Annotated in this window: 9 protein-coding genes; 5 read left to right on the forward strand and 4 right to left on the reverse strand. The window is 65.0% G+C overall.

The genetic code is table 11. From position 1 onward, the window contains the following. Positions 1-424: 424 nt before the first annotated feature. Positions 425-1780 (reverse strand): magnesium transporter, encoded by a 1356-nt coding sequence (gene mgtE / locus QZT63_RS12865; RefSeq protein WP_290651776.1) that lies wholly within the window; start codon positions 1778-1780, stop codon positions 425-427. A 46-nt stretch (positions 1781-1826) separates the two neighbouring features. Further along, positions 1827-2045 carry a hypothetical protein gene (locus tag QZT63_RS12870; RefSeq protein ID WP_290651778.1) on the reverse strand — a complete coding sequence of 73 codons (219 nt, stop codon included), beginning with the start codon at positions 2043-2045 and terminating at the stop codon, positions 1827-1829. Positions 2046-2224: 179 nt separating this feature from the next. On the opposite strand from QZT63_RS12870, the gene QZT63_RS12875 reads away from it, so the two are divergent. Both QZT63_RS12875 and QZT63_RS12880 read left to right on the forward strand, forming a co-directional pair. Next, positions 2225-2434 carry a type II toxin-antitoxin system HicB family antitoxin gene (locus QZT63_RS12875; RefSeq protein WP_290651780.1) on the forward strand — a complete coding sequence of 70 codons (210 nt, stop codon included), beginning with the start codon at positions 2225-2227 and terminating at the stop codon, positions 2432-2434. A 3-nt stretch (positions 2435-2437) separates the two neighbouring features. Further along, on the forward strand, positions 2438-2662 hold the full coding sequence (locus QZT63_RS12880) for a type II toxin-antitoxin system HicA family toxin (RefSeq protein WP_290651782.1): 225 nt from the start codon (positions 2438-2440) through the stop codon (positions 2660-2662). A gap of 50 nt (positions 2663-2712) precedes the next feature. Here the strand turns inward: QZT63_RS12880 and QZT63_RS12885 are convergent, their stop codons facing one another. Together QZT63_RS12885 and QZT63_RS12890 are read right to left on the reverse strand one after the other, a co-directional pair. Continuing rightward, positions 2713-2997 carry a PIN domain-containing protein gene (locus QZT63_RS12885; protein WP_290651784.1) on the reverse strand — a complete coding sequence of 95 codons (285 nt, stop codon included), beginning with the start codon at positions 2995-2997 and terminating at the stop codon, positions 2713-2715. 146 nt (positions 2998-3143) lie between these two features. Continuing rightward, on the reverse strand, positions 3144-3389 hold the full coding sequence (locus QZT63_RS12890) for a hypothetical protein (protein ID WP_290651786.1): 246 nt from the start codon (positions 3387-3389) through the stop codon (positions 3144-3146). A 246-nt stretch (positions 3390-3635) separates the two neighbouring features. Between QZT63_RS12890 and QZT63_RS12895 the strand changes: the two genes are divergently transcribed. From QZT63_RS12895 to QZT63_RS12905, 3 genes are all read left to right on the forward strand, one after another. After that, positions 3636-3905: a type II toxin-antitoxin system Phd/YefM family antitoxin gene (locus QZT63_RS12895; protein ID WP_290651788.1), complete on the forward strand. Its 270-nt coding sequence runs from the start codon at positions 3636-3638 to the stop codon at positions 3903-3905. Positions 3906-3909: 4 nt separating this feature from the next. After that, a complete protein-coding gene (locus QZT63_RS12900) occupies positions 3910-4221 on the forward strand; it encodes a type II toxin-antitoxin system RelE/ParE family toxin (RefSeq protein WP_290651790.1) in 312 nt (103 codons plus the stop codon). A 117-nt stretch (positions 4222-4338) separates the two neighbouring features. Further along, a partial coding sequence (locus QZT63_RS12905; RefSeq protein ID WP_290651791.1) for an aldo/keto reductase occupies positions 4339-4850 on the forward strand: 512 nt, incomplete at its 3' end.

Here is a 4850-nt window from a genome sequence, read left to right on the forward strand (position 1 = left end):
AGTTGTACGGGGAAGCATCGCTGCCGATCGCCGAGTTTGCCTCGCGGCTCTATGTCTTTCATTACGACCCGCTGGAACTCGGCGACACAGAGGCAGTCCCCGCGTCAGAGGTGTCGCGTGTTGTTGAGCTGGGTCGCAACAGCTGGGCCAATGACCTTTGAAGCCGACGATCCCCGGACGGACAAGCCACTGACACAACCCTGAGAACTCCACATTCGTATCCGCACTTCCTGCGCGGTTTTCCGCCTTGGGCTGGAGATCGACCGATGGATCCGCCAACGTGTGTGCGTGTGCTACTGCAAGCAGTCATGCGACACGCGCTCGAGGATAAGACATCTGCTGCCGCCGGGAACGGCGACCCGCACGATCGCGGGATCGCGAGTTCCCCTCGTGCCGCTGTTCGTGTCCCCGTGCAGCATCCGGTTCAGGCAACCGCCGGCAGCAGGCGGCTGGCGATCCAGAAATAGATCACCACGCCGCAGATATCGGCGAGCGAGGTGACCAGCGGCGCGCTGGCGGTCGCGGGATCGAGCCGGAAACGCTCGAGCACGAACGGCAGGGACATGCCGAGCAGGCTGCCGAGCACGACGACACTGACCATGGTGAGTGCCGCCACCAGCGCGATCTCGGGACCCGTGCGCACGAACCCCAGCAGTGAGACCGCGAATGCCATGGTGATTCCAAGTAGCAGAGCGACACACAGTTCGCGGGCCAGCATCCGGCCCCAGTCGGAAAGCTGCACGTCGCCGGTGGCGAGCGCGCGCACGGTCAGGGTCGCGGCCTGGGCGCCGGCATTGCCACTGGATGCGATCAGCAGCGGCAGGAAGAACACCAGCGCCACATGCGCCGTGATCGTTTCCTCGAAGGCGGCGATGCCGGTACCCGAGAGTGCGTTGGCGAACACGAGGATCACCAGCCAGACGATGCGCTTGCGATACAGCAGTTGAATGTCGGCGGCGCGGACACTGGTGTCGAGCGTGTTGACCGCGCCGATGCGGTCGAAGTCCTCGGTGGCCTCGGCCTCGGCCACGTCCATGGCGTCGTCGTAGGTGACGATGCCGATCAGGCGTTCCTGCTCGTCGACGATGGGCAGCGCAATCAGGTCGTAGCGGCTGATCAGGGTTGCCGCCTCATCCCGGCCGGCACTCGCGGGCAGCGCGATCACCTCGGTCGTCATCAGCTCCGAGACTCGCGTACTGCCGCGCGCCACGATGAGGTCACGCAGCGACACGGTACCCAGCAGCCGCCGTTGCGCATCGACCACGTAGGCCTGGTAGATGGTCTCCTTGTCGGGCGCCTCGCGGCGCAGCCGTTCGATCGACTCGGTGGCGGTCAGTTCCGGCGCCAGCGTGGCGTATTCCGAGGTCATGATGGCGCCGGCCGTGCCTTCCTCGTGACTCGCCAGCCGACGTATGTCGTCGCGCTCGGCCTGGGCCAGGCTCGGCAGCAGCTCGTCCTGCTGCTCCGGCGACAGGCGCTGGAACAGGTCGACCCGTTCGTCGGCGGGCATGTAGCGGAATACGTGGGCCAGCTGGCGGCGGTCCAGGTGCTGGGCAAGCTCGATCTGGCGTTCGGGGTCCAGGTAGCCGAAGGCCTCGGCCCGGTCATCGGCGGAGAGTTCCGCCAGTGTCCGCCAGGCCACCTCCGGTTCATGGCCGTCCAGCGCCGTGGTCAGGTCGGCCGGATGCAGGCCCTCGATCAGGGTTCGCAGTTGCTCGCGTTCGCCGTTGGCGACCGCGGCCGCCAGCGCCTCGCCGAGCTGTTCGGCTTCCTCGGTCATGCTTCGCGACCTCCTTGAATGGGAAACGGCCGGCACGAGTGTACCGTCATAAGCTGATGGACGTTGCGGCGTGGCCCCCCGCACCCGGCGATGCCGACGTGCGCCAGCTGCGGACGACGAGCCAAGCCAAGAGATAGCACAGCACCGCCACGGCGAGCGTGATCTTCTGGCCGTGATGCGCCAATACCAGCGGTGCCAGTGAGATGTCGAGCACCGGGGCGAAGCCGTTGAGCCCGCAGGCCCGGGGCGGCGCGGTGCCCTTCATCCATGGCTTCGGCTCGGCGCTCAATCGCCACACGCGTGTCCATGGGGGGCCGTGGAAAGGGTTGCAGCGTCCTCCCGCTGGCGGGAGAATCGAAGGCCATCTACCTCTGCCAACCGACAGACTCTTTGAGGAAATATCAGCCTAACTCGGCACGCTCAGATGCATAGGAAGCTAAAACCATGAAAACATACGATGTTGTGGTTGAGCGAGATGCTGATACTGGATTGTTTGTCGGTTACGTGCCGGGATGGCCTGGTGCCCACACCCAAGGTTCAACTATGGATGAGGTTGAGGATAATCTTCAGGAAGTAATCTCGATGCTCCTTGAGGACGGCGAACCGGAGCTGGAATCAGAATTCGTGGGGGTGCGCAAGGTTCAGGTCGCTTGAGAGGTGGGGTCTGTTCCCGCACTTAAACCACGCGAGGTTGTCGAGCTTCTGAAGCAGCACGGCTTCAGCGAGATAAGGCAACGTGGTTCACACAAACAGTTTCGCCACGTCGATGGTCGCAGCACAATTGTACCGTTTCATGCAGGACGGGACATCTCGCCGACGCTGCTACGAAGAATCGCTCGAGACATTGGCGTGACAATCGAGGAGCTACTTGGTTCTGGGTAGCGCCAAAGCGGGACAAGGTGGTGGAATCGACACAACCCCGCGCGGTTGCATCAAATCAGCGTCACCTGATGCTGCGCCCCCGCGCCCGCTACCACGCAGCGGTCAATGCGCCGGTCGAAGGTGATGAAGCGGGCGCCGTGAGAGACAGCCAATGCCAGCAGATAGGCGTCGGTGATCTGGCGATGGCCAAGGACATGCTCCCACTGGAGTGCGCCGGTGGCGAGCAGGCTAACGTCGTCCGGCCAGAAGGTGTGCGCCGAACCGGCGGCCGCCTTGCGCAGGCGCTCCGCGACCTCGCCAACGCGCAGCGCGCCGGGATAGGCGGGCTGGGACATGATGCGAATACAGCCGTTCTGCGTGAGCGGGCAGGAGGTTCAGCCGTGGTCGATTTCCCGCGCCAGCCAGGCATGGGCGATCCCGTGGTGAACTTGGGCGCCGTCCAGCAGAGCGATCAGGACGTTCACGTCCAGTAGCGCCCGCATCAGACGCCCTCGTTATCGCGCAGTCGGTCGGTGGTCTCGTTGGTCACCGGGGTGCCGCGGGACGGAAACGGCCGGAAACCGCCAGCACCGTGCATGCCGGAATCCGCGCCGGCAGACTGTCCGGCCCCGGTCAGCGCTTGCCGGGTGAGTTGGGATATCCCTTTGCCCAAAGGCTTGCGCTCGCGTCGGGCGATCTCGCGGGCTGCCGCGAGCAGGTCGTCGTCGATCTCCAAAGTGGTGCGCATGGCTTGGTACCGATGTGTAGATGCATTGATGATATGGCATCTATTCGCCTGGTCGCCAGCGCAACTGAGCAGAGACGGGACGACCCGATGGCAGGGTCAGGGCGATTGCCGTTGCCTGGGTAGGAGTGGCATCTTGCCCTCTGCCGATAAGGTGGTCACGCCCAGCCCCCGGTGCTCACATTCCTTGGAGAGGTCCGGCAACAAGCGCTATCATCAGGACTGTTAATGGGGTCCGGGGGTCCAAGCATGAGCACCAAGTTCTCCGAGGACGTCATTCCGCTTACCGACCTGAAGGTGAACCCTGGCCGCGTCATCAAGCATGTGACAGACGTACATCGTCCTGTGCTGCTCACCAGCCGCGGACGCGGTGTGGCCGTGGTGCAGTCGGTGACCGACTACGAGGCGGCCGAGGAAGAGCGGGCATTCATGCGGGCGGTCGTCGCCGGTCTTGCCGACCTCGAGGCCGGCCGGGAGCTCTCCCTCGCAGACGCCAAGGCACGGCTCGGCTTGAAGTAGCCGCATGCCGAAGGTCGCTATCCGATTCGCCGAATCCGCGCTCACCGATCTGGAAGCAATTCGGGCCTGGTACGCCAAACAGGGCGAGCCCGGCGTGGGCGAGCGCCTACTCGGCGAGATCGTGGCGAGCATCGAGGTGTTGGCCGATCATCCCGACATGGGTCGGATCGTCCCGGAGTTCGAGCAGCCCTCCCTGCGCGAGCTGATCCGACGGCCGTTTCGGATCGTCTACCGTCGTGATGCGATGCACGTGCGCATCGTGCGGGTATGGCGCAGCGAGCGCCTGCTCGAAGTGCCGCACGAAGACTCGCCCTGAAGTGCGGCCTCCGGGGGTTACACTGAATGCCTCTCAAATTTCCGCAGCCTCTACCGTCGCACGGATAGGGGCAACTCTACTGCCGGTTTTGCGCAGCCGGTCTGTACCGAGGTGACCATGCGATACGTCGACCTTCCCGATGGCGAGCAGGTGCCCGCACTGGGCCAGGGCACCTGGCACATGGGCGAGCGCAGCAGCGATCACCGGACCGAGGTGGCCGCGCTGCAGTCGGGGTTCGACCAGGGGCTGACCCTCATCGACACCGCGGAGATGTACGGCGACGGCGGCGCCGAGCGGGTGGTCGGGAAGGCGATCACCGGCCGTCGCGACGAGGTGTTCCTGGTCAGCAAGGTCTTCCCGCACAACGCCTCCCGCTCCGGTATGGCCGCCGCCTGCGAGCACAGCCTGCAGCGGCTGGCGACCGACCGCATCGATCTCTATCTGCTGCACTGGCGCGGTGGGGCGTCACTGGCGGAGGCAGTGGCCGGTTTCCAGGACCTGCAGCAAGCGGGGAAGATCCGGCACTGGGGCGTGAGCAATCTCGGCGCCAGTGATCTCCGCGATCTGTGGGCGGTGTCGGGCGGCAGCGAGGCGGCAACAGACCAGTTGCTCTATCACCTGGGGGAGCG

It is taken from the genome of Aquisalimonas sp., assembly GCF_007120195.1.
In the GTDB taxonomy this organism is placed as follows: Bacteria; Pseudomonadota; Gammaproteobacteria; order Nitrococcales; family Aquisalimonadaceae; genus Aquisalimonas.